Raw genomic sequence first — 25,682 nt, 5'->3', positions numbered from 1 at the left:
GCAACGTTCACTCTTTTGGGAAACGATCTACGAGTAACATCCTTTACCTGAAGGGTTTTAGTCCGAATTGCATCGTTCACTGACGCAACTTTGCAGCGAGAAAATGGGGCAGTGCTTAATTTAAAGTATCAATGAAAGATACATTAACTTGAAGGGATTGTAGGGAGACGCCTATCAAAGTGCAAGAATTACTGTTGCACTTAATGTGCTCTTTTTATGGGAGTGATAGGGTGCGGAAAAGACCACGACACTGAGAGATATTTAATGCAACAATAATACTTGCATTTATCGATGGATCCCTTCAGGCTAAAACGATTGCGGAACCACTATGTTTCGTCATTGAGACGGGAGAGATAACATGAAAACGGCTGATTTTATTCACGATTTAACTGAGTGGATCGACAAAAACCTCGAAGAACGCTTGGATATCAACACCGTTGCCGAGCGGGCTGGGTACTCAAAATGGTACCTGCAACGGATGTTCAAAGAGCATACCGGCTCCGCGCTGGGAGAATATATCCGTGCAAAAAAATTGAATATTTCGGCTGAAAGATTAGCAAACAGCGGTGAACCTATCGTCAATGTGGCAATCTCTCTGGGGTTCGATTCCCAACAATCCTTTAACCGCAGCTTTAAACGTCAGTTTGGACAAACGCCCGGTGACTGGCGTAAAAACCTGCATTGCCAACCGGAACGCAGCGCCTGTATGTGCAGCTGATAGTGAAGCCCTTTATGTAGCCGCGCCCGGCCATCTCCGACCGGGCGTGTTATTACGCTTTTATCATCTTCAAAATATCCCCCAACTTCTTCCTTTGCGGCTTGCTAATCTCGCGTCCGGCAGAATAACCCGTGTTGTGGATGATGACCTCATTGAGCGCGACCAGCCAGTCGTAGATGTAAAACGCGGTATTGTTGGCGGGCGCCAGCGTCAGTTTAGTCAGACGCTGGGAAGTGCTCCAGGTTTTTGGCGGTTGGGCGAAAATTTTATGCCCGCGATTAATGCGACTGTCAGGACGTTGTGACTCTTCAATGTTGAGAAAACCCAACCAAGCGACGAAATCACCCATCACGGTTAACACGCGAGAGACCTGACGGTCGGCCTGGCTTTCGGCACTTGAACCGCTAAACGGTGTCTCTTCCAGAATGTTGGCCAGTTTCCCCGCCACATCCATGCGGATCCCTGCGGTAATCACCTCTTCAACCAGCATCTCGACGCCGGGTTTACCAATACCGAGCAGATCCACCAGCGGTGCATTGTCCGGCAAGCTGCGTAAATGATTGACCCAGTGATACTGTGCTTTATGGGCGAAATCCGTTTCAGCCACTGCCGGTGCGACAGTCTGCTCGGTAACGATCGCTTCCACCGGATCTTCGCTGAATAAATCAATGCTTATGCCGATGCCGAAGGTTTCAGTGGCCAGCGGTGACGTTGCACCCGTTTTCTGTACCGCAACCACCGGCGCGTTGGATTGTTGCAGATACAGGCGGCGCAGCTCTTCGCGGGCGGGTAGCAGGCGTTCGAGGAGTTCTCCATGAACACCCGCGCGGGTTTGCAGCGCTTTTAACAAACTTTCCGCGATGCGTTGCTTGCTTTGCAGCTCTTCTGCACCGGCCGGTTGATGCCAACTGCCGAGCAGGTTCTCAGCCAGTTCCCGGCGCACCTCTTCGAGCTGTTCGGTGACACGGGCCTGCTTACTTTGCGCGGTGACCTCCGTTGACAACCATGTTGCCATCCGGTCTATACCGCGTTTATCCATCGCCAGCATGGTGCCCCAGGCATCACCTGGCGTACCCACATAACGTTGTACCGCTTCATCGAAATGCTCGCCATGAGTGATGCGCTGATCAAAAGGTGTCAATGCCCAGATTAATCCCGGTTTACGACGGCTGCGCACCTGCACATTTTCGCCCTGAGCCTGTTTTACCCAGTGGTCGAGTGCTTTTCCTACGCGTTTAACCGACTCACGGTCGCCAGCGGCGGTGCATACCATCAGCAGATTGACGTGCTGGCGGTCGGTATAACGTTCCAGCAGGCAGGCATTTTTACTCTGTAAAATCTCAGGGGAAAGCAGACTGTGTGGGCGGTCCAGGGTATGTGTGTCGATATCAGCCGGGAAAGTCAGCAGATCAACCTGTTCAAATAACGTTTCCTGCGGCGCGGACATCAGCGGCAGCAGCAGCTCCACACTCAGTAGCGTCAGGTCCACCAGTGAAATATTGACCGGGCTAGCTGCGACGTCGTTTTGCAACGGGCGCACCGCTACGGTTTTCCCATTGTTTTCTGCTTCGAATTCACCGCTTAACGTTAGCGGACTCATGATGCCGTCAGCGGGCAGCAGGTGCTCGTCAACCAGCACACTGAGCGGCGCGAGCACCTGCTCAGCGCTGCCAAGCTGTTGTAGCGTGTGCGCAAAATGCCGATAGAACGCCGTCGTATGCACCGCCTCATTCCACAGCACTGAGAATAAGCGTGCCCGATCATCAACACTCAGATAAGGCGCCAGATCGACAGCCGCCGGCCAGAAGTGCAGGGCGCGTGGTTTGTCCGTTTTAGCATCAAAGCGTGCCAGCGCATCCCAAAGCGTAACCACATCATCACCGGTCAATCCATCAACGGCCTGCGCCTGGCGATGCATCGAAAGGCTCTGAATATGCGCGAGGATCTGCTGCTGGTCCCACAGCTGCGTGGTTTGTGTTGCACTTAGCGCCGCGATTTTTATTAGATCCGCTTCACTGAGCAGTACCAGTTGGACAGGCCACTGGGGGTCAATAATATCTTTCTGACGGCTGAAACGGGTGATCATCCCACCCGCCTGATGACTGGGATTAATATGACTGAAATAATCCAGAATGTGGTTGCCTAGCAGTGTTTCTATACGACCATTCTCACCCGCCATTAAAGCATTCAGTAAATACGTTTTACCCGCCTGGGATTGACCATATAAACCTATCGTGGGATTGCAGGATTCTGAGATTTCAAGATTGTGGGATTTAAAACGTTGGCGGCGAAGTTTGAGCTTCAGCCGGTCAGCTTCCATATGTAAACGGGGTGACAGCACACGGTTTGCATCAATCCAGTCCATGGCCTTATCTACGCCATTTATGATGGCTGCAAACTGGCCGTTGAGTGACTCAGGCTTTATTGAATTCATTTCTTAAATACGCTCCCACTGTCGATCCAGTAATGGGTGGCACCTGAACCACTGGCCGCTAACGTGTTAAGTTTCAAACGCAATTGATTAGATGGAATGTGGGTGCCGTCCTGCAATGTTGCATCGGCTATTTCCACTTTTTCCGGGCTGTTTGCATTTTCCTCTTTACTGACTTTCAGTTTCAGCGTCAGCACGTTGTCACCCGCAATACGCCGCGCCAGTTTGTGGTCGCTGATGGACAGGGTATAAAGAGGGGACGCTGGCCAGCGATCGTTATCCAGTTGCCGAAAGCCGAGACAAAGCGGGCCACGCATCTGGAAACTCACCTGTTGGCTGAGCTGGTAGTCCGGCTGATCGAGGTCAATATCGCTGTAGTAGACGTTATCGGCAGTCAGGGCATTATGACTGTCGAGCATGCCGAGATAGCGGATGGTCGAGTAAGGCTGAAAATCGCCGGCCTTAAAGTAGAAACTGTTCAGGCGCAGATCGAGGGACAGCAAACACAGCATGGCACCCACGGCAGCGGTGGATTTCGGGTTTTCAATGCGGCCGAGTTTATTAAACGGATACCAGTCGCTGGTGTGGTAGCCATCCAGTGACAGAATGCGATTAGCCGGCAGCGGCTGTAATAGGCGAAACAGCGCCTGGATCCCCGGAAAACGAGAAGGGCGACCGGTCAGCAGCAAGACGTCACAGGAGTAAAGCGCGACCACTTCACACAGCGAACGCAACTGCTGGGTAATTTGCATGCGTGGCGATAAAAACTCAGCATGTAGTTTGCTCAGGTTGAGTATCAACGGCACTTGTAAAATGTCGAAGGGCGCGGCGTTACCGGGTAACTCACGCTGGACTTCACTATTGATGTGATCAAGCACTTTTTGCGTCGGTGACTGCCCGGTAAGTGAGCCAAAGCAGGTTTCAATTTCGGCACCGGCATCCAGTGGATCAAATGTCTCGTAGGTTTCCAGGATTGCCCGACCCGCGGGTATAAAGATTTGCAGGGTTACCTGCTGGCGAAGAATCGATAAACCGTCCATGCGACCTTCATGGCCGAACAGCTTATCCATTAGGGGCTCAGTATTGGCGATCCCGGCTTTTTTCAGCGCGCCTTGCAACGCAGGCAAAACGTACAGCTGAATCACGTCGAGCAGGATGTCATCTCCCGCGACTTTAAACCCTTCGCGGAACAGAAGACGTGGCAGGATTTTAACGTTATTGCCAACACCGTCGTCCAGCCAGTATTGCGTTATGGCTAAATCGGTGGTGCCGCCGCCGATGTCAATCGAGGCGATGCGCAGGGTTTTACCGACACTTTCGCCCTCGGCCAGCTCTTTGTCTGGGCGTGCCATGCTGGCGAAAAAGTCTTCGGTGCGTCCGGCGAAATTCACCTGCGACTCGTTATAGAGATAGACCATCTGGCCGCAGGTCGCTTCATCCCACTCCATCTGCACTTCCGGCACGGGCATCAGGCTGCTCGCCTGTTGCTCCGGCGTGCTAAAAGGGGCATCAGCAGGGTGCCAACCCAGCGCTTTCCACACTACGCCGATGGCTTCAATCATCCTGCGGCGGAAGATCTCGCGCTCCGGTTTTGGCATCGCCGAAGGCAGTGTCAGGATGATGTTACGCAGCTGACGCGGCGCGGAGGCGTGGATCATTTTCATCCGTTGTGCAACGCTGTTGATTTGCATCAGCGCCTGGGCCAGCAGTTCAGAGAGCATGAAGGTCATTAGCGAACTGCGGCTGTAATGTGGTGAAAACACCGGCAGTCGCTCATCAGCAGGCAGCGTAAACAGCGGTTGTCCTTCATCATTGAAGAGGAAGGTTTGCGGCAGGGCAGTCGCCGGCGGTTCCTGCTCAGAACGGTGATGGCTCTGACTAAAACGCCAGCCTGGCGCGTAACTCTCTTCATCCCACAAATAACGACGCGGGCTTGAGAGACCGGTGGAACCTTCCGTGCCCTGGCGTCGCAGCGCCATACGGCTAGCCTCACGCCCGACGCGGGTGATCGACGGCCAGATAAAAGCGTCGTCACGGCCGCTTTCCACCGAGAAATTCTGTTTGCCGAATGCCGCTTCGGCAAACTCGACACGGCTTTCGAACAATTCATTATAGAGCTTATGCGGTTCGCTGAGATCGCGGATTTGCAGCTCGTAAGTCTGCTTGAGTCCGTTGCTTTCGTCCGGGCTCTCTTCCACCAAAATACCGCAAGTGTGCGAGTTACCCACATCAAGGATCAAGTCAACATTGATGGCCGGTTCCTGTAGCGTGCTGGCGCTGATTTTGATTTCCGGCACCGCTAACTGTATGCCCAGCATGTCCAACAGGTTGAGGTAGTGCGCCTGATACTCAAATTCGCGTAGTGCGGTTTTGATATCCCGTGGATTGCGGTTTTCGCGCAGGCTGGCCTGTTGGCCAAACACTTCGCGAAGCCAGCCATCCACCCAAGTCAGGTCAAGGAAATCGCTCAATTCGTCATTATAAAAAGCCAGAGCAAAACTGACGCCAGTTTTGATGTCATTTTCATTGGGGGCCAGCAGTTCGTTGTTCTGACCTTCACTATAGACTTTAGTATCGAACGCCAAACTGATGCGGTGGGTATGGCCTTCCTGGTCTGGTTCGTCAAGCGCCACAATCTGCATGCGAGCCCAGTTGTCCGGGCCGCCGGAGAAATTACGCGGTGGCGTGAAGCGCAGGAACGGCAGTGGCAGCCACACTTTTTCCAGCAACTTCAGCGATTGTTCCAGTGAAAAACTGGACTCAGGGCGCACGACTTCAACCTGCATACCCGGAACCGGCAGGGAATATTTGCCGGTCAGCGGATCGTGATCCAGCCGCAGCAGCGGGCCATTGGCGCTTTTGCGCACAAATTTATAGGGTAGGTCGGCATCGATGTGCGGCGTTAGCGCAAAGTCGAGGAACTGAATACCGCTGTTCTGAATCAGCGTAATACGTTGTTTGTAATCGGTGATTGTCGCCAGCATCGGTTATTTACTCTCACGCTTCAGGGTCATTGGGAAGACCGTGTTGCCGTCGTAGCGGCCCTTACAATCTGCGGGTCCGGTCAACGCCTGATTACAGACGATCTCCGGCATCTGATAGCGCGAACCGTCGCTACATCTTGCTTTAAACCGGCTGTTAATCACCAGATTTCCAGAGCTCATCAGCCCGGCACTGATCTCTGCCTTACAGCTTGTGCCGTCTCCATACAGGATCCGTGCGGTGCCTTTACCATTTTTAATCTGATACTTGAGGCTCGGCGGCTTGCCGGTGATCGGCGTTTTTATATCGAGGATCACCCGCCATGTGCCGTTAAGAAATTTGACTGTGCCTAATTTTATTGAGTCTGGTGGCATGGTCAGGACGTTTTTATTTTCAGGGACGACCGGCGTAGTCTGTGGCTCAACGACCGGCAGAGCCGGAGGAGTGGCGACCGGTTCAACTGCAACCGGTGCGACGGCGGGGGTCGCCACGACGGTCGCCGGTGGAATAACAACGGCCGATTTTTCTTCTATTACCGGTGTGGCGGGAAGGGCGCGTTTTTCTGCGACGACCGGCATCACGGGTTTTTCCACCGAGGGAGAAACGGCAGGAGAAAATATGCCGCTTAACTGTATCCCCAGCGTTGCCAACAGAGCAGCCCCGGGAATTAACCACCAGAACCGCAGCCAGCTTTTATCCGTGGCGGGTTTGGCAACGGGTGCGGCTATGACTTCTGGTGTTGTATCGGGCTGGGGTTTTGGCGGCGCTTTCGGTGTGACAACGGGTGCCGCTTTGCTGGCCGCGGTGACCGGTGTGTCGACCAGTGAATTCTCCGGTGGCGCGACTGGCGGACGCAGGCAGTCCAGCGCATCGGTGCGGGACTTTTTATCCAGATGGACAAAACCCCAGAAGGTCAGTACCGGTTTGCCGTCTACCAGATAAACGTGGTTCTGGTCAGGAAACTGAATCGCTTTGGCGAGCAGTGCTCCAAATAATTGTTGCCCGGGTTTGTCCGACTTCAAGGCTTTCTGGCACAAAGTGTGAGCGATGGCACGGCACTGTTCGAGCTGCATCACGGCTGACGCGCGTTCGGCATCAGTGGATGCCAGCCAGGATGTCACTTTACCTGCCACCGGCGCATACCAGTCAATACGATCTCCCGCTTCGTTGGGTTGCGGAATGGCCAGGACGTTGGCGACAGACGGTTGATTGCGAAGACGTAACGTTTCGCGTAACTGAAGGGCTGAGGCATACACCGGCTGGCCGTTTTCGCCCAGGGCCAGAATTTCGTCCAAACTTCCACTACGTAAAAATGATTTTGCCACGCAAAAATAACCCCGAATTGGAGATGCAAAAGGAGATGCCAGTGACAGAAAATAATGCACTATCGGCTATTGTGGTGATTTTAGCGTCAAGGACCGGTAATCAAACGCAAGAATAAGGGGGTAAAGCGGGTTTTGTTTAAGGCAACCGGGTGGTTTAACAGCGAATCCGTCCGCACCGTTACCGCTTAAAGGGAGCTCAAAAAGAAAGAACCGCTGAAGATTGATGTGACCTGTCGCCCCTGAGTTGTTGACGCCGTATTTCCCCAACAATCTATTCCAGCCGGCCTGGAGGATGAAGCGCCGTTTTGCCGTGTGTCGGATAGGTAGGGTCCTGCATATAAATAGTAATAACGAACGAGATAAATATGACGTTAATTCTCGTCATGTAAACGCATCAAGCTTAATAAGAAGACTAACGGGAGTAACTCATTAAAATACAGTGAGATCTCATTTAAAAATAAGATCGAAAAAATAAGCTGTAAAAATATTTTCATCGATAGATAATGCGTGCACTCAGTACGGTGTTGCGGTTGATAAAAGAAAAATACTCTATTTTCAACCTCGATGGGCAGGCTCCGCACACATGGCGTTTAATTATTGGCTGGCAGGGGATTGGCAGCATTCACTGTATATCGAAAGATAGGGTGTAGTTTTTTATAAAGAAAAACGGAATCCTGCCGATAACGGGATGATATTCAACTTTAACTTAATACCGTAGCGACACCTGACGCATTGTATTTGGGGTGGATTGAAGATAGCGCAACGGTCAGAAAACCGGCATCGATATGGAAATCCGTAGCACTGCAACTGTACTCCTCTCTATAAAATGCGTATTACCGTTTCAGACCTTCACGCGGATTGCCCGTGGAATGATGGCGATTTCGATGGTTCTTTCGCTTTCTGCTCAGGCCGCATCTCTCAGCCCGGCAGACCGCGACAGCATCGAACAGCAGCAGCGGCAACTTCTGCAGCAGAACCAGCAGCAGCGTCAGGAACTGGAGCGCAGCACGTCAGTCGCCCCCGCACCGCAAACGCCAGCGCAACCCGGCGGTCCGTGCTTTGATATTCACGCCATTACGCTCAGCGGTGCAGACAAAATGCCTACCCGCGTGCAGCGCAAACTGACCCAACCCTATCTGCAACAGTGCCTTGGCATCGGCCAGATTAACGCACTCGTCAAGCAAGTCTCAGACTGGTATATCGGCCAGGGTTACATCACCAGCCGAGCCTTTCTGACTGAACAGGATTTGTCTTCCGGCACGCTCAGCCTGACGGTGATGGAAGGCAAGCTGGAAGCCATCAAAATGGAAAACCAACGCGGCGCAATGCTGGCGATGGTGTTTCCTGGTCTTACTGGCAAAATTCTTAACCTGCGCGATATCGAGCAGGGTATGGAGCAAATTAACCGCCTGCGCAAAACGCCGGTACAGATTGAGATTCAACCCGGCACCCAGCCGGGATACTCCATCGTCAACCTCACCTCAAAGCCTGAGTTCCCGCTGCAGGCCAGCGCCGGTTTTGATAACTCAGGGCAGAAAAGCACCGGCACCGGACAGCTCAGCGGCTCGCTGACCGGCAATAATCTGCTCGGACTGGCAGATCAGTGGTTTGTCAGCACTGCGCGCAGCAGCGACTGGGCCAGTGACCATGATGCGAAAAGCGTGCAGGCGGGCGTCAACCTGCCTTACGGCTACTGGCTGTTCGATTACAACTACAGCTACAGCGATTATCTCAGCACGATTGAATCGCAGGGTTATCTGTGGCGCTCCACCGGCGACAGCCAGACGCACCGTTTCACCCTCTCCCGCGTACTGTTTCGCAACGGCGACATGAAAACCGCCGCCAGCCTCGGGCTGACGCACCGCCTCAACCGAAATTATCTCAACGACGCCCCGCTGGAAAGCAGCACCCGCAGCCTGACCAACTGGACCGCAGGCATTAATCACAGCCAGAAACTCTGGGGCGGCTATGCAACGCTTAACCCGGCGTTCAGCCGTGGTGTGCCGTGGTTTGGCGGCGAAAGTGATGAAGATAAAAATCCGGATGTCCCGCGTGCGGAGTTCTCCAAATGGACGCTGTCCACCAGCTATTACCGGCCTGTCACGCAACGCATTACCTGGCTGACCAGCGCCTACGGCCAGTGGGGCGATGACCGTCTTTACGGCAGCGAACGTCTGACCGTTGGGGGCGAAAGCTCGGTGCGCGGTTTCAAAGAGCAATACCTCTCCGGCGACAACGGCGGTTACTGGCGCAACGAGCTGGACACTCAACTGTTCGTGCTGCCGGTGTTCGGACAAATCAGCGCCGTGACGGCACTAGATGGTGGCTACCTGCAACGCAGCAATCACGACACCAACGCCTCCGGCACCTTATGGGGCGGGGCGGTGGGTTTATCGAGCAGTAATGCACATTTTTCCAGCCAGTTTACCGTCGGCTGGCCGCTGAGCTATCCGGACTCCCTGTCGCCTGACCGCGTCACGGTCTACTACCGTATCGGCTTCGTACTGTAAAAATGAGAAGGAATTCGGCGATGAAATCGAACAATGATCAACCGGTCGCGTTATGGCGTAAAGCACTGGCGTACGGGCTAATGGGATGGCTGGTCTGGCAACCGATGGTCCCGGCCTTTGCGGCGGGTATTACCGTGGCCGAAGGCAACACCCGCACCGATCAGGCGGGTAACGGCGTGCCGGTAGTGAACATCGCCACTCCGAATCAGGCCGGGATTTCTCATAACAAATATAACGATTTCAACGTCGGCCAGCAGGGCCTCATTCTCAACAACGCCACCGGCAAACTGACGCAAACTCAGTTGGGTGGGCTGATACAGAACAACCCCAATCTGACGGCAGGCAGAGAAGCGCAGGGCATCATTAACGAAGTGGTGTCAGCCAACCCTTCGCAACTTAATGGCTACATGGAAGTGGCCGGTAAAGCGGCGAATGTGATGGTCGCCAACCCGTACGGAATTACCTGTAATGGCTGCGGCTTTCTTAACACCCCCAATGCGACGCTGACCACCGGTAAACCGGTGCTGGGCGCGGATGGCTCATTGCAGTCCCTCGACGTGACGCAGGGCGCCATCACCGTTGAAGGCCAGGGGCTGGATGCGCGTCAGAGTGACTCTTTCTCGCTGATTTCCCGTGCAGCTAAGATTAATGCCGGCCTCTATGCCAAAGACCTGAAGGTGACTGTCGGTGCCAATCGGGTGGATGCACAAGGCAACGCCACGCCGATTTCCGGTACAGGCGTACCGGCAGTGGCGATCGATACCGGTGCGCTCGGCGGCATGTATGCCAACCGCATTCATCTGGTCTCCAGCGACAAGGGCGTCGGGGTCAATCTCGGCAACCTGAATGCATCGGTCGGTGACATGCAAATTGACACCAGTGGCAAGCTGACGCTCAGCAATGCGACGTCAACCGGCAAGATCACCGCCAATGCGCAGGCTATCGCCCTCAATGGCACCCAGCAGTCGGGCGGCGATATGGTGCTCAACAGCCAGGGACAGTTGGCGGTGCAGAGCAGTCAAGTGACCAGCGGAGGCAATATGACGCTGGCGGCTGACCAGCTCAATTCAGGCAATACCGCGCAGGTTTCTGCGGCAGGCAATATCCACGCCACGGCGACGCAGGGCGGGCAGTGGCAGGGCAGCCTGACGGCAGGTAAAGATCTCCAACTGAACGCCGGAGATCTCACCAACAACGGGCTGATCGCCGCCAGCGGTAACGCCAGTCTGACCACCCGGCGCCTGACCAATAGCGGCGCGCTGCAGGCAAAAGGGGCGCAGCAAATTCAGTCCGACAGCCTGATTAATAACGGCGCGATCAGTGCCGGAGGCGCGTTGCAACTGACGGCCCATCAGGATCTGATCCAGGGCGTCAATGGTACGACAGCGGCGGATGGCGCGCTGGGTATCAAGGCCGGTCAGGCAGAGCTTGCCGGAAAGACCACCGGGCAACAGGGCGGCCAGATCAACGCCGGTTCCCTCAGCACGCAAGGTGGGTCAACTTTATCCAGCGTGGGCAATTTATCGCTGAATGCGGACAGCGCGCAGATCGGCGGGCTGGTCTCCAGCGATAACCAGCTCACCGGGCGCTTCGGACAGTTAGCCACGCTGGCCGGTTCGCAAATTCAGTCGGGCACGGATGCGGACGTTCAGGCCAGCGGCGTGACTACGCTGGGCGGTAATCTGCGTACCGGACGGGATCTGCTGCTGGGCAGCGGCAGCCTGAACGCCGCCAGCGGTGCGCAGGTGTACGCCGTGGGCAACGTGCAGGCAGACGCGGGCAATAACGGAGTGTGGAGCGGCAGTCTGACCGCGGGCGGTGATCTTGGTGTTAATGCTGCCGACATGACGAATAACGGTACGCTGGCAGCAGGCGGTGACACACAGTTCACCACCCAAAAACTGACCAACGGCGGGCTTATCCAGGCACAGGGCAAACAGACCCTCAATGCTTCGGATATCAGTAATACCGGTAAATTACAGTCCGGTGGTGTACAAAATATCACCGCAAATTCGCTCGGCAGCCAGGGATTGATCGGTTCACTGCAGGGGCTGAACTTCCAAATCGCCGGTCCAATGACCGTGGGTGAAAAGGGCAGTTTGCTGGCAGGCGACCAGCTGAATATTGACAGCGGCCAGCTCACCGTTGACGGCATGCTGACCGGCACCAAAGGGCTGACGTCGACAACGGACTCGGTCACCACCGGCAAAACTGCGGTGATCACCAGCCAGAGGGATATCAGTTTTACCAGCGATCGTGTTGACAATGCCGGGCTGATTGACGCGGGCGGTAATACCACGATGACCACCCAGAATCTGAACAACAGCGGGACGTTGCAGGCGCAGGGTGACCAGACGGTGCAGAGCGCGTCGTTTGCAAACAGCGGAACGGTTCAGGCAAAGGGCGCACAGCACATCACGACGGACCAACTGCGCAACAACGGCGCTATTGGTGCTGGCAAGGCGTTACAACTGCAGGCTAAACAGAGTCTGAGTCAGGGCGCGGAGGGGACGATCGATGCCACTGGTGCACTGGCAATTAATGCCGGACAGGCGCAGCTAGGTGGTCAGATAACCGGCCAGCAGAACAGTCAGTTAGACTTCGGTTCACTGACGACTACCGCCGACTCCACCCTCTCCAGCGCTGGCCATTTATCGCTGAATGCCGACAATGCACAGATCGGCGGGCTGGTCTCCAGCGATAACCAGCTCACCGGGCGCTTCGAACAGTTAGCCACGCTGGCCGGTTCGCAAATCCAGTCGGGCACGGATGCGGACGTTCAGGCCAGCGGCGTGACTACGCTCGTCGGTAATTTGCGTGCCGGACGGGATCTGCTGCTGGGCAGCGGCAGCCTGAACGCTGTCAGCGGTGCGCAGGTGTACGCCGTTGGCAACGTGCAGACTAACGCGGGCAATAACGGTGTGTGGAACGGCAGTATGACCGCGGGCGGTGATCTTGGTGTTAATGCTGCCGACATGACGAATAACGGTACGCTGGCGGCCGGCGGTGACACACAGTTCACCACCCAAAAACTGACCAACGGCGGGCTTATCCAGGCGCAGGGCAAGCAGACCCTCAATGCTTCGGACATTCGCAATACCGGTAAATTACAGTCCGGCGGTGTGCAAAACATCAATGCAAACTCGCTCGATAATCAGGGGTTGATCGGCTCACAGCAGGGGCTGGGGTTACAGATTGCTGACCAGATGACTATCGGCAATCAGGGTTCGCTGTTTGCGGGTGAGCAACTGAACATCGGCGGCGGCCAGATGACCGTTAACGGCACGCTGACCGGTAAGAATGGTCTGACGCTCAATGCAGATTCCCTGAACGGCGGACAAAACTCGCTGATCACCAGCCTCGGCGATATCCAGCTCAACGCAGCACAGCAGGCGCTCAACGGGCAGCTTTCCACGACGGGCAACGTGGGTATCCACGCTGCTGATCTGTCGGTTGGTGCGGCGGGTAATCTTCACAGTGATAAAGATCTAGCCGTTGCGGCGAGCAACGTCGCGACGATTGATGGCGCACTTGACGGACAAACTGTGGAAGCCAGCGGTGGCGTGTTGCAGTTGCACGACAAGGGGGCTCTGAGGTCGCGGGGGGATATGACGTTATCTTCCCGTCAACAGCAGCTCGACGGCACCACCAGCGCCGGAAATAATCTGACCCTCACTGCCGACCAGCTTAACGCTGCCGCCAGCGGCAAAACATCTGCGCAGAACGATGTACAGGCCAACATCACTCAGGGCGGGCAGTGGCTCGGCAGTCTGATCTCCGGGCGGGATCTCGGCTTTTCATCCGGCGATTTCAGCAACGGCGGCACGCTTGCCGCTAACCGCAACGGGCAATTCAGTTTCAGCACGCTGAATAATACCGGCCTGCTCCAGTCTCTTGGCAACCAGCAGCTCAGCGGCGATACCTTCAATAACAATGGCACCTCGCAATCCGGTGGTGACCAGACGCTTACCCTGAATCAGCTCAATAATCAGGGACTGACCGGCACTCAGGGTAACTTAGGGCTGAACGTCCGTGACCTTGTGATCTCCGGCGATGCCGCGACATTGCTGGCGGATGGCAAACTGACTCTGAAAACGGCGCAGGCGGATTTGGGCGGCACGCTGACCGGCTCGCAGGGCGCAGATCTTAACGCCACCACGCTGACCAGCCGCGCGGGTTCCGTTCAGACCAGTCAGGGCGACGTCAACCTGAATGCCGGTGTGGCGAAGCTTAACGGTTTCCTTTCCGCCGACGGCAGCATGGCGCTGACCACGCAGCAACTGACCACCGGTCACGGTTCGCAGACGCAGGGTAAAAATGCGCTGGGGATCAGTGCGTCTACCGGGGCTGATTTAGACGGCAAACTGGTGACGCCGGGAACATTAACCCTGCAGGCTGGCACCCTTAATAATACCGCCTCGCTGGGGGCAAATGATGTAGATATCACTGCCGGTACGCTGACCAATAGCGGGGCGATCACTGCCGATAACCGTCTGCACGCCAAAGCCAATGCTCTGCAGCAACTGGGGAGCCTGGCGGCACAAAACCAGATGAACCTCGAAGGAAAAACGCTGGTTAATCAGGGGACGATCACTGCCGGTGATGTCGACGTCAATGCCAGCGACAGCGTGACCAATCAGCAGTTGGGAATGATTTCTGCTGGCAACACCATGACAATCTCTGCGCCCACGCTGACCAACAACGGCACGCTGGCGGCAAAAACGGTGGGCGTGACGGCGAACGGTATCAGCAACAACGGCCTGCTGCAGGGTAACGGCAATACCACGCTCACCGCCGGGACGTTGACCAACGGCGCGCAGGGCAAAGTGCTGTCTGGCGGTACGCTCGATTTGCATCTGGGCGATACCCAAAATCAGGGGCGTTTGCAGGGCCATCAGTTGACGCTGACCGGCAACAGCCTGAACAACACCGGCACCGCGCTCGGGACTGCCGGCCTTAATGCACAGGTTCAGGGCGACCTGAATAACGCAGGCAGCCTGCTCACTTCCGGTAATGCAACAGTCAATGCGGCTACGCTGGAAAACAGCGGCCAGTTGCTCAGTGATAAAGACGCGACGGTCACCGCGTCGCACATCACCAATCAGGGACAAATTCAGGGAAACACGCTGGCGCTCAGTGCGAACGGCGCGGATAACAGCGGTAATCTGATGGGTCTGAAAGGCCTGACGGCGCAGCTGGTACAGGACCTCAACAACGCGACCTCGGGAAAAATGCTGACTCAGGGTGCTTTGAGCGTCACCGCCGCACACGTCACCAACAACGGTAGCTGGCAGGCCGACAGTGCAGATTTACATGCCAGCCAGCTGGATCTCAACGGGGCAATTCAGACTGCGTCGCGTGCCAACCTTATTCTGACCGGTGCGCTGAACACGCAAGCGCAGGGCAAAGTCGTTTCTACCGGACTGGCCGTTTTACAAGCCGCCAGCCTGAATAATCAGGGGAACTGGTCGGCGAATAACCTCACTCTGCAGGGCGGAACACTCGCTAACAGCGGTGCGGTCAGTGGCGTCAGTCAGCTTGCCACCGCGCTCAGCGGTCAGCTACAGGTGCAGCAGGGCGGTGCTTTACTCAGCGGCGGTACCGCCACGCTGAATGCCGGTAATATCGCCAACAGCGGGAATATTCAGGCCAACAACCTGATCCTGACAACCAACAGCGTGGCTAACGCTGGGCAGTTGCAGGGGCAGCAAAGCCTGCAGGGGACGGTGCAAAACGCGATCAATAACCTGAGCGGCGGCATGCTGCGCAGTCAGGGAACGCTGGATCTCGGCGCACAGTCTTTGCTCAATCAGGGGCAGTTGCAAGGTGACGGCGCCACTCATCTGACCCTCTCCAATAATCTCAACAATCAGGGCACGCTGCTGACCGGTGGCCGTCTTACTGTTTTTGCACCGACGTTGACCAACAACGGCGTACTGCAGGCGCAGGGACTGACGATAACCGGCAGTACGCTTAATAACAGCGGCACGTTGACTGGCCAGGGTAGCAGCACACTCAATGTCGACCAGACCCATAATCAGGGGCAACTTCAGGGCGACTGGCTGCAACTGACCGGTAACGAACTGCATAACACGGGCACCCTGTTTGGCAGCCAGATGCTGGGGATCAACGTTCAGAACGCTGACAATCAGTCGGGTGGCAAACTTTACAGCGCCGGTAACCTGACGCTGGTGACACCAGCACTAAATCAGTCCGGTAGCTTGCTGGCACTGGGCGATATGACGCTACAACTCGGTTCGGGCTTTACCCAGACCGGCACGCTGGCAGCCGGGCAGAACCTCAACCTGAGCACGCAGGGCGACCTGAATGTGCTAGGCACATTGCAGGGCAACGGCATCCAGCTCAGCTCGACCGGCAACTTTGTGAATAACGGCCAACTGCGCGGCGGCGGTGGCACGGTGGGCGTGGATGCCAGCAACATCACCCTCAACGGTAACGGCAGCGTGCAGTCCGGCGGGGATATTCGCCTAAACAGCCGTGGCCTGCTCAACAACAGTGGATTTGTGGGCGGTGCGGGCAATGTCATGATGTACGCCGTCGGTCAGTTGGTTAACCGCGCCCTGCTGTACGCCGGCAATAATATGCAGTTACTGGCCGACAGCATCCAAAATAACCGTGGTGACATTCTGGCCGGTAACAGCCTGTGGTTGCAGCGGGACGCCGCCGGGAATACCAACAGCGAAGTGATCAACACCTCCGGCAATATCGAAACCACCAACGGTGATATCACCATTAATACCGGCCATCTGCTGAATCAGCGGGACGGGCTGAGTACGTCGAGCTCTTATCAGGCGGCGGCAGCCAGCCCGGCATCCGGCGGTGCCAGTTCGATCAAGGTGCGTCTGGGGGATCTGGATGATGATGAACTGGGTATTTACCTGTCAACGTTCAATTATAACAACGGCGGAAGCGGCAGTAATGGTGAGCGCTGGAGCATAACAACCAGCTATCTGGCACCCAACCAAAAAGGATCAGTTAAAGAGTTCCTGGAGGGCACATCAACCGTGACGGCGACGGCCAGCGGAGGTGCCGGACGTATTGCCGCTAACAACAATATCAATATTGCAGCCAACACTCTGGACAATGTCGGCAGTAATATTCTGGCGGGTAAGAATATCTCACTGTCTGGTGTGAATCTGAATAACCAGTCCTATGAAAATGGTATTCAGAATAAATATCTTACCTACACCTATACCGGCACACTGGGGTCTGATAATCCTGATAGCAAGGATTATAAAAAAACGTTTGCTACAACTTCCGATTCCACCCAGTCGACTGTCGGACGCGGGGACAGCGTTGATTCAACCGTGACCTATAACCTCTCTGAAGCACCGACTTATGAGAATGTCAGCACCGGCGAAGGCCTCCGCTCAGTTATTCAGGCGGGAGGCGCAGTCAACGCCAGTTTCAGCAATAACATCAGCAATACCAACACCACCGCCAATGCGGGCGGCTTATCTCATGCACTGAATGCGCCAAACCTTAACGGGACGGCCGGTCTCCAGCCTGTTGGTGGAACACAGAACCAGCCACTGGCCGCGGGCAAAAATCTGGTGCTGGGTTCCGTTCAGTGGAATGATTCCATCAGTAATGCCCTCAGGCAAATCGGTAATCAGGGCGCGGCCCTGACGGATTACCCACTTCCGACCGGCAATAACGGCCTGTTTGTCGCCAGTAAAGATCCGTCCAGCCCGTATCTGATCACCACCAACCCGCAACTTGGCGGGATAGGTAAAACCGATCCTTCGCTGTTTAACGGCTTAAATGACTATCTGTCGCGTCCGACATCTTCGATTTCCGGGATTAATCAGCAGACAACACAAAACGGCGGAGGGCTGAGTTTTGTCTCTGTGGGCTCATCTGGCTCACTGCCAGCCTTATCTTCGTCATCAACGCTGGCTTTCGCGGCGACATCAGCGACAGGGGATAAATTTGTCACTGCGGCAGCTTCTGTCCCAGCCCTGGGCACGGTGGTTAATCGTGTCGTTCAGCCGGGCACGCCTTCCAGCCCGCGGATTGAAACGGCACCGGTCTATACCGACGAGAGTAAATTCATCGGCTCGGCCTACTTTATGGACCGGCTGAATCTGACACCGGATTACGACTATAAATTCCTCGGCGATGCAGCCTTTGATACCCGCTATGTCAGCAACGCGGTGCTCAGCAGAACCGGCCAGCGTTACGTCGGCGGCACCGGTTCTGACCTGGCGCAGATGCAGTATTTGATCGACAACGCCGCCGGGCAACAAGCGGGTCTTGGCTTGCAACTGGGTGTTAGCCTGTCGCCAGAACAGGTCGCCGCACTGACCAAAAGCATTGTCTGGTGGGAGAAAACCACCGTCAACGGGCAGACCGTTCTGGCTCCGAAACTCTATCTTTCGGCCAACGATACCCATGCGGTAACGGGCAGCGTGATCTCCGGCAATACGGTCAATCTTGACGCCGGACATATCGTTAACGCCGGCAGTACCCTTCAGGCTGACACCCAGCTGGTGGCCAAAAGCAGCAGCTCGCTGGATAACCTCAATGCGGGTCTGATCGCCTCTAACGGCAACCTGCAACTGAGTGCACTGGGCGATATCAATAACATCGGGTCTTCAATCGCCGGGCAGACGGTGGCACTGGCCTCGGTTGGCGGGGATATCAACAACGTTACGCAGGCTCAGCAGTGGAATGCCGCGCCGAGTACCAGTAAAAATAAAACCTCGCAGTTGACCTTCAGTGACATCTTGACCGGTGATGTTGCCAGCATCTCGGCCAGCCAAGGGCTGTCGCTCAGCGCCGGTAACACGATCAACAACGCCGGTGCCAAACTCACCGCAGGCAGTGATCTACAACTGGTGGCGCTGAACGACATCAACATCAAAGCCAATGCGCTCAGCAGCAGTAAATCCACAGCAAACAGCAGCAGAGTGACCACCGACAGCCAGGCCAGTTCGGTCAGTGCGGGCGGCAATCTGTCGGCCAGGGCAGGTAACGACCTGACCTTGGCAGGCAGCGCCGTCACCGCCAAAGGCGACGCGAAGCTTGCGGCGGCCAACGACATCAACCTCGACACGATGGACAAAAGCAGCCATCAGACCAACGGTAAAAATCAGACTGATAATAACAACGCCACACGAACCGTGGTCAGCAGCGGCGGTAATCTGGCTCTGAGTGCAGGCCGTGACTTGAACTCCCAGGCCGCGCAACTGACCGCTGACCTCAACGCCTCGCTCAGCGCGGGTCGTGATGTCAACCTGAATGCCGAGCAGACCCGCACCTACAGCGAAACCCACGGTAATAAAAGCGTGAGTATCCGTGAGAATGTGGGGCAGGAAGGGACGGCGATTTCCAGCGGCGGCAGTACCACTATCGCCGCCGGACGCGATATCACCACGCAGGCTGCGGAGGTTGAAGCGAAAGGCGATCTGGCCCTGAGCGCCGGGCGTGACGTCAATCTCACCACCGCACAGGAAAGTGAATACAGCTACGATGAGCAGACCAAAACGAAAAAACGGCTGTTCTCTAAAACCACCACCCACACCGTAAAAGAGGACTACGCCTCTACCGAAAAAGCCACGCAGCTGAGCGGTGACAAGGTATCGATCACCGCCGGGCAAGATTTAACGGTGAAAGGCTCGTCAGTGGTGGGTGATAGTGATGTGACACTGAAGGCGGGGAATAATGTCGATATCGTTGCAGCGACCGACACCCGCTCTCACTACAGCTTAAAAGAGACCAAAAAATCGGGTCTTATGAGTGGTGGCGGTCTGGGATTCACCATCGGCAAACAATCGGCAAAATCTCAGTATGACGGCGCTGAAATCAGTCAGCGCGATGCCCGCAGCATCATCGGAACATCGAACGGTAACATCAGCATCATCGCGGGGAAAAATATTGGGATTGCGGGCAGTGACGTTATTGCAGCCAGAAGCCCGGCGGCGATCGATTCATCGGCAGGTAACATCAGCCTCAATGCGCAAAATATCGCGATTACACCAGGCCGTGATGAGACGCGTGAAGACAGCAAGGTGGAAACAAAAAGCAGTGGTATTGGATTGTCATTAAAAGGCACACCGTATGACGCTTATAAAAACATTAAAGATATTTCAAACACCCAGGGCGGAACTCAAAAAGCTCATCAGTACATTAACGAAATCGGGGCAATGGGAGCCGATACACCGCAACTGGCGCTGAGTTTTGGAAAATCGTCTGGCGTAATGTCGCAACACAGTGAAGGGATTTATCAAAGCGGAAGTGCTCTGACGGCAGCCGGTAATATTCAGCTGAACGCACGCGGCAACGGGCAGACAGATGCATCCGGCAAAGCCACGTCAGGAGATATCACGGTATTGGGCAGTGCGGTTCACGCCGGAGGCGATACCTCCCTGGACGCTGCCAGGAATATCAATATACAGAGTGCGAGTGAAACGCAAACTACCCGGAGTCACTCTTCCGACAGCAGCTGGGGCCTAAGTACTGCCATTGCCGATGTTGGAACCCTGACTCGTCATGTGGGTGGCGGCCCGAATAACGGAGCTGGTATGACTCCTTATGCCAGCAGTCAGAGAAATGAAAAGGAAACCGGTAATGTTGTTGGTCAGGTCGCCAGCACAATCAGTGGTGACAATGTCACTCTGAACAGTCATTCAGGGGATATCAATGTTTCGGGCAGCGCCATCACCGGCACGGGCAATGTGTTGTTAAACGCGGCGCAGGGCAATGTGTTCGTTAATGCAGGGCAAAGCAGTGCACTAAATGAAACGACGGGCAGTTCTCAAAAGATCGGTGATTTGGGGGGAGATGGTTACAGCGGTACTGTGGGCTGGCAATCCTCTGGATACCACACATTAAACAATGTTGATCAGCAAAGTACCTTACGTAGCACCATTCAAAGCGGACTGGGTAATGTAAGTATTTTGGCTGATAAAGACGTGCATATTTCAGGCTCTGATCTCAGCGCAGGCAGGTCAGTGAATCTGGTGGGCGAAAATGTTCTTCTGGATCCGAGTGTTGATACAGAAAAGCGGGAACAAGACCAGCATAGTAAACAGTTTGGTGTAACAACGGCATTGTCGGGTTATGCGGTCAGTGCCCTGCAGTCAATCGAGAAAGTCTCACAATCGGCGGAGGATAAAAAAGACCCACGGCTTACGGCCATTTATGCAGCGCAGGCCGCTCTGGATATCGCTACTCAGACAACAGCGACCAGTATGAATGGTGCAGCGGTAAAAGTGACCGTTAGCGTTGGTGGGGGTTCGAGCCATAGCCAACAGGAAAAAGAAGCCACCACGCGTCAGGGAACCACAATTGCCGCCGGTCAGGATGTCAATATTTCCGCGGGTCAGGATATCAAGGGCGTGGGAGTCGATATCCGTGGACACAATGTGACGCTTGATGCCGGCCACGAGATCTTGCTGACGGCAGCACAGAAAGAAGAGCGTATTAAAGGCAGCAGTAACAGTTCTCATGGTGGGGTGGGCGTGGGGTTCGGCCTGGGGGGTCAGCAAAATGGTTTCACTATCGAACTTTCAGCCAGCGGGCAAAAAGGTATTGAGAATGGGACGTCGCTGAGCAATCAGAACAGCCATATCACGGCATCTGATGGGTTGAATATCAACAGTGGCGGGGACACGACGCTAACCGGTGCCGTCCTGAATGGCGGGCGTGTGCAGGCTAATGTGGGCGGCAATCTGACGATCAGTAGTGTGCAGGATACGGCCACTTACGACAGCAAAGACACCCGTGGAGGCATTAACGTCAGTATCTGTGTCCCACCGATTTGCGCCGGTCAGGTCGTTGCCGGGAACGCCAACCTTAGCCAGCAGATACTTAAAAATAACTATGCGTCGGTGAATGAGCAAAGTGGTATCAATGCGGGCGATGGCGGTTACCACATCATTGTGAAAGACCATACTCAGCTTGATGGTGCCGTGATTGCTTCGCAGGCACCGGCAGACAAAAACACCCTTGAAACCGGTACGCTGGGATGGCGGGATATTGCCAACGTCTCGGATTATCAGGGTTCGGGTTACTCGGTCAGCGTTTCAACCAATAGCGTTCCGACCGGTGGGCTGGCATTAAGTCAGGGGGATGATAAAGGAACAACATCGGCAGCGGTCTCACCGGGCATGATCACCATCACGGATGCGGCTCATCAGCAGCAGGAGGTGGCCACGCTGAGCCGTGATACTGACCATGCCAATGGCAAAGTCAGTGACGGTTTTGACCAGGGGAAAATTGCGGATCGCCTTGAGCTACAACGTGAAGCGGTTGCGCTGAGCGTGCAGACGATGGGGGCGGTTCAGTCCCGGCTGAAAGCGGATAAAGAAAACGAGATAGTGGCCAAATTATCGGCTCAGGGTTTAACCAGCGAACAGATTGCCGCCAGCCCGGAATACAAGCAGATGCAGCAGGATTACGGCATCGGCGGCAAGTACTGGACGGCAGGCGTTTCCTTTACCAGCGCATTATCAGGCTTGCTGGGCGGCAACCTCCAGGGCGCGGCGGCGGGGGCCGCTGCACCGTATCTGGCGAATCTGGTTAAACAAATCAGTGCCGGTGATGAACCATTACGGATTATGTTACATACTGCGCTGGGTGCATTTTTGGCCAGCGCACAGGGCGGTGATGCGACAGCCGGTGCTGCGGGTGCATTCACCAGCGCGGGAACGGCGAAGCTGTTGGTCAAAATGTTCTACCCGCAAGTAAAAGAGGGAGAACTGACAGAAGCGCAGAAGCAGGTCATTGATAATCTGGTGGTGATAGCTGGCTCAACCGCAGGAGGGCTGGCAAGCGGTAGCCTGTCCGGCGTAGGCAGCGGGGCGAATACGGCGAAGAATGAGGTGGAGAATAATGCGCTGAGTGATATCGTACAGGCGCAGTCTGAAGGTAAGACGCTGGAGCAGAAAGCTAGTGAGTACGTTGAGGCTGAAAACCAGCGCTATAAGAAGGCAAACTGCGGCGGAATGAGCGCTGAAGCCTGCTCGGTGAAGATGTACGAAGAGCGGCGTGAGGCGCTGAAAGAAACGGCTTCGCTGGGCGCTGACTTTGTGCCTGTCGTGGGTGATATCAAAAGCTTTGCGGAAGCACAGTCTGCTCTTGATTACCTTGCCGCTGCAATCGGTATAATCCCTGGCGCAGGTGATGCGGCAGGAAAGGTCATCAAGGCGGCAGAAACGGCACTGAAGAAAGGGGACGTGGCTGAAGCATCAAAGCTGATTAACAAGGCCAGTAGTGAAATCCAGTCAGTTAAGGCACTCGATGTAGGATCTTATAAAGAGCTGAAAGCGCGTGAAGTAGTTGGTGATGGATTGGAACACGATCATATTCCGTCATTTGCTGCGCTTAAAAAGTCGAAAGAAAACGAACTGGGCCGTCCTCTGACTGATGCTGAAACTAAAAATCTTTACCAGAATGCAACAGCAGTTGAAGTACCTAAAGATGTTCACGCAACTGGTCCAACTTATAAAGGTAAAAATACACCAGCACAGGTTAAGCAAGACGCGGTGGATTTGTGTGGTGCTGAGTGCCGTGACACAGAATCTTTAAGAAAAAACATGTTGGATCGAGGCTATGATCCTAAATTGGTTGATGATGCGATAAAACAAATCAAGGATAGGAACCAGCAAATAGGAGTAATCAAGTAATGGCTGTTTGGACGAAATGTATCAATTCCTTGGGTAAAAATGAATCGTCTAGCGAATTCACTGACCTCATATTATCCATAGGTGAAACAGCCCAATTATCTGAAGATCCTATTGATGATAACGATCCTATAGGGCATACAAAGCACTATAAATATATTCATTCAGGCCTTGAAATCGGTTTTAGGAATGATCTATTAAATCATATTCATTTTTATTTTGATGGTTCCGAAGGTTACGGCATTTTTAATGGGCAGCTGTTATGTGGAGTCAGCTCAGGACAGAGTGAAAAATCAGTAACAGAAGCGTTAGGTAAGCCTGTTTCAAGTGGTGGTGGAAAAATGGATATGCTATTAGGTTATATAAATCGTTGGGTTAGATATGAGTTAAAAGGCTATGCCTTACACCTTCAATTTGACCAAATAGACCAGTTATGTAGAGCTAGTCTGATATCTTCTGATTAATAAGAAATCCCAGCCCATGCGGCTGGGATTTTTGCTTTAACAGTCAGCCTGCACTCCGCTTCTGCGGCTTCGCCATCACCTGAATCACCCCCAACAGCTCCCGCTGCTTACGGGCTGAGAGCTTCGGGCAGAGCTGGCGCAGGGCCTGTATCACTTCCGGTTCGGGTGGCGGTACTTCTGCCGTCAGCACCAGACAACCGTTCATCACCCGCACGTTAACCGGCGTCCCGGTTGCAAATCCCGCCACTTCCAGCCAGCCACCTTTAAGCGTAATACTGGGCGATGGCTGGAAATGCTTCGAGTCCCGAATATAACCCACGGTATAACGACGGTTTTTTAGTTCCGGCGCTTCAGTTGTGACAACTTCTGGCTTAGTATCCTGTTCAGCCATAATTAACCCCCTAACAGTTAGTTGTGGTCAGCGGGCTGTCGGTGGTGAGACACCTTCAGCCCGCGTTAAAAATCTTCTTTTAGCTGTCCGTTCCTGCCTGCTGCGCCTGTGCTATCACGGCGTCCAGCATCTCCGACACAAACTTCTGCTTACTCTTCGGCAACTGGCCGATCATCTGGATCTGCTGCTCCAGTCGTGAAGCCGGGCCGCGCTTGCGCGGTGATATCAGCGTCTCTTCACCCAGCAAACCTTCCAGAGAAACCGAAAGTATCCTGGCTACAGTGGGAAGTATGGACAGCGGTTTCGGCCTGCCGCCGTTGGGGCGGTAGCCGACGGTGTAATACCGAGCTTGGTGTGGGCGTGGGGTTCGGCCTGGGGGGTCAGCAAAATGGTTTCACTATCGAACTTTCAGCCAGCGGGCAAAAAGGTATTGAGAATGGGACGTCGCTGAGCAATCAGAACAGCCATATCACGGCATCCGATAGGTTGAATATCAACAGTGGCGGGGACACGACGCTAACCGGTGCCGTCCTGAATGGCGGGCGTGTGCAGGCCAATGTGGGCGGCAATCTGACGATCAGTAGTGTGCAGGATACGGCCACTTACGACAGCAAAGACACCCGTGGAGGCATTAACGTCAGTATCTGTGTCCCACCGATTTGCGCCGGTCAGGTCGTTGCCGGGAACGCCAACCTTAGCCAGCAGATACTTAAAAATAACTATGCGTCGGTGAATGAGCAAAGTGGTATCAATGCGGGCGATGGCGGTTACCACATCATTGTGAAAGACCATACTCAGCTTGATGGTGCCGTGATTGCCTCGCAGGCACCGGCAGACAAAAACACCCTTGAAACCGGTACGCTGGGATGGCGGGATATTGCCAACGTCTCGGATTATCAGGGTTCGGGTTACTCGGTCAGCGTTTCAACCAATAGTGTTCCGACCGGTGGGCTGGCATTAAGCCAGGGGGATGATAAAGGGACCACGGCGGCAGCGGTCTCACCGGGCATGATCACCATCACGGATGCGGCTCATCAGCAGCAGGATGTGGCCACGCTGAGCCGTGATACTGACCATGCCAATGGGAAAGTCAGTGACGGTTTTGACCAGGGGAAAATTGCGGATCGCCTTGAGCTACAACGTGAAGCGGTTGCGCTGAGCGTGCAGACGATGGGGGCGGTTCAGTCCCGGCTGAAAGCGGATAAAGAAAAC

General features: G+C 54.8%; 10 protein-coding genes. 5 read left to right on the top strand and 5 right to left on the bottom strand.

The genetic code is table 11. The features are described from left to right. Positions 1–358 precede the first annotated feature (358 nt). Positions 359–718, top strand: a complete 360-nt coding sequence (locus IEV89_RS16910; RefSeq protein ID WP_188474699.1) for a helix-turn-helix domain-containing protein — start codon at positions 359–361, stop codon at positions 716–718. Positions 719–770: 52 nt separating this feature from the next. On the opposite strand, the gene IEV89_RS16905 is transcribed toward IEV89_RS16910, so the two are convergent. The 3 genes from IEV89_RS16905 to IEV89_RS16895 are packed head-to-tail and all read right to left on the bottom strand — an operon-like array spanning position 771 to position 7,456. Further along, positions 771–3,152 (bottom strand): virulence factor SrfC family protein, encoded by a 2,382-nt coding sequence (locus tag IEV89_RS16905; RefSeq protein WP_188474698.1) that lies wholly within the window; start codon positions 3,150–3,152, stop codon positions 771–773. Continuing rightward, positions 3,149–6,133 (bottom strand): virulence factor SrfB, encoded by a 2,985-nt coding sequence (locus tag IEV89_RS16900; RefSeq protein WP_188474697.1) that lies wholly within the window; start codon positions 6,131–6,133, stop codon positions 3,149–3,151. The genes IEV89_RS16905 and IEV89_RS16900 overlap by 4 nt, the downstream gene beginning before the upstream one ends. Before the next feature lie 3 nt (positions 6,134–6,136). Beyond that, entirely contained in the window at positions 6,137–7,456 is a 1,320-nt protein-coding gene (locus tag IEV89_RS16895) for an SrfA family protein (RefSeq protein WP_188474696.1), read from the bottom strand. A gap of 869 nt (positions 7,457–8,325) precedes the next feature. On the opposite strand from IEV89_RS16895, the gene IEV89_RS16890 reads away from it, so the two are divergent. Genes IEV89_RS16890 through IEV89_RS16880 form a run of 3 tightly spaced genes read left to right on the top strand, consistent with a single transcriptional unit; the run spans position 8,326 to position 24,079 of the window. Next, the gene (locus tag IEV89_RS16890; RefSeq protein ID WP_188474814.1) at positions 8,326–9,966 is read left to right on the top strand and encodes a ShlB/FhaC/HecB family hemolysin secretion/activation protein; all 1,641 of its coding nucleotides are present in this window, start codon (positions 8,326–8,328) and stop codon (positions 9,964–9,966) included. A gap of 20 nt (positions 9,967–9,986) precedes the next feature. Beyond that, on the top strand, positions 9,987–23,618 hold the full coding sequence (locus tag IEV89_RS16885) for a hemagglutinin repeat-containing protein (protein WP_188474695.1): 13,632 nt from the start codon (positions 9,987–9,989) through the stop codon (positions 23,616–23,618). After that, positions 23,618–24,079 (top strand): DUF6392 family protein, encoded by a 462-nt coding sequence (locus IEV89_RS16880; protein WP_188474694.1) that lies wholly within the window; start codon positions 23,618–23,620, stop codon positions 24,077–24,079. The genes IEV89_RS16885 and IEV89_RS16880 overlap by 1 nt, the downstream gene beginning before the upstream one ends. A gap of 43 nt (positions 24,080–24,122) precedes the next feature. Here IEV89_RS16880 and IEV89_RS16875 read toward each other — a convergent pair whose 3' ends face one another. Continuing rightward, entirely contained in the window at positions 24,123–24,470 is a 348-nt protein-coding gene (locus IEV89_RS16875) for a SymE family type I addiction module toxin (RefSeq protein ID WP_188474693.1), read from the bottom strand. Positions 24,471–24,549: 79 nt separating this feature from the next. Continuing rightward, a complete protein-coding gene (locus IEV89_RS16870; protein WP_229746510.1) occupies positions 24,550–24,717 on the bottom strand; it encodes a hypothetical protein in 168 nt (55 codons plus the stop codon). Here IEV89_RS16870 and IEV89_RS16865 point away from each other — a divergent pair. Further along, positions 24,666–25,682, top strand: a 1,017-nt coding sequence (locus IEV89_RS16865) for a hemagglutinin repeat-containing protein (RefSeq protein ID WP_308420888.1), incomplete at its 3' end; no start/stop codon positions are given. The genes IEV89_RS16870 and IEV89_RS16865 overlap by 52 nt on opposite strands.

The sequence above is a fragment of the Hafnia psychrotolerans genome, assembly GCF_014639435.1.
In the GTDB taxonomy this organism is placed as follows: Bacteria; Pseudomonadota; Gammaproteobacteria; order Enterobacterales; family Enterobacteriaceae; genus Ewingella; species Ewingella psychrotolerans.
Note: the sequence above shows the minus strand (reverse complement) of the source record. Positions and strands in the feature narration are given on the sequence as shown.

Coding starts and splice junctions, on each gene's coding strand:
- IEV89_RS16880 (WP_188474694.1), top strand. CDS start 23,618: ATGGCTGTTTGGACGAAATGTATCAATTCCTTGGGTAAAAATGAATCG.
- IEV89_RS16885 (WP_188474695.1), top strand. CDS start 9,987: ATGAAATCGAACAATGATCAACCGGTCGCGTTATGGCGTAAAGCACTG.
- IEV89_RS16910 (WP_188474699.1), top strand. CDS start 359: ATGAAAACGGCTGATTTTATTCACGATTTAACTGAGTGGATCGACAAA.
- IEV89_RS16875 (WP_188474693.1), bottom strand. CDS start 24,470: ATGGCTGAACAGGATACTAAGCCAGAAGTTGTCACAACTGAAGCGCCG.
- IEV89_RS16900 (WP_188474697.1), bottom strand. CDS start 6,133: ATGCTGGCGACAATCACCGATTACAAACAACGTATTACGCTGATTCAG.
- IEV89_RS16890 (WP_188474814.1), top strand. CDS start 8,326: ATGATGGCGATTTCGATGGTTCTTTCGCTTTCTGCTCAGGCCGCATCT.
- IEV89_RS16905 (WP_188474698.1), bottom strand. CDS start 3,152: ATGAATTCAATAAAGCCTGAGTCACTCAACGGCCAGTTTGCAGCCATC.